Here is a 941-nt window from a genome sequence, read left to right on the forward strand (position 1 = left end):
AGAGCCAGAGCCAGAACCTGAACCTGAACCGGAGCCAGAGCCAGAACCTGAACCGGAGCCAGATGCAGATGACCTGGATTTAGATGATATTGATTTGTCTGGGGGCTTGGATGACGTTGTAGAGGAATTGGAGAATCTTAGCGACGAGCCTGAAGAGGTGCCAGCCGAAGATGAACCGGTGCTCGAGGATGAAGCTGAGGTTGCGGCTAGTATTGCGCAGGCGATTGAAGAAGCAGCTGAAGATCAAGATGATGCATTATCTGAGGAAATTGAGGCAGCTCTAGATTTGAGTGATCCGGAGTTTGATGATGAAGAATTTAATCTTGAAGACTTTGACATTGGTGATACCGATGATCTTCCAAAAGACGATGATAAGAAAGACTAGACAGGAGTCTCAAAACTAGTAGCTTTGATTTGGTGGGGCGTAAAAAACAGCATTTTGTATAAATAAATGCTTGCATACTGAAAAATGCATCCATATAATACGCCCCACTTTGAAGCAATGAACTCTTTCAAGTTCTCTTAATACTTGATTTTACAGAGTTTTTTCAAAGCCTTCCTAAGCGGGAATAGCTCAGTTGGTAGAGCACGACCTTGCCAAGGTCGGGGTCGCGAGTTCGAATCTCGTTTCCCGCTCCAGATTTTCTTATGACTTTGTTAAACCTATCGTCGTTTATTGTTACTAAACTTCCTCAAGGTTTGCTGCGCCCGAAGAAAGCTTATTCATCGCTTAGCTCAATGTCTTAATTGTTGATATTTCTGTATCTCTGTTTAGTCATGCCGTTTACACAATTTATACTTGCGCCTTGTTCTTCTTAGCCAAGTCGCATTATAGTTTTGAGCTTTTGCGCGAGTTTCTTGATGATTACTGTCTCTGGTCTGTTTTCTTATCCTGTTAAATCGTTTCGCGGTTTATCGCATCAGTCGATGAGCTTAGACGC

The 941-nt window shown here is 43.0% G+C and carries 1 tRNA gene and 1 pseudogene; both read left to right on the forward strand.

From position 1 onward, the window contains the following. Positions 1-385 (forward strand): annotated as a pseudogene (locus tag A3762_RS26875) (hypothetical protein); the annotation flags it as partial. 178 nt (positions 386-563) lie between these two features. Next, a tRNA-Gly gene (locus A3762_RS02225) sits at positions 564-639 on the forward strand. Positions 640-941: the final 302 nt, after the last annotated feature.

The sequence above is a fragment of the Oleiphilus sp. HI0125 genome (genome assembly GCF_001635355.1).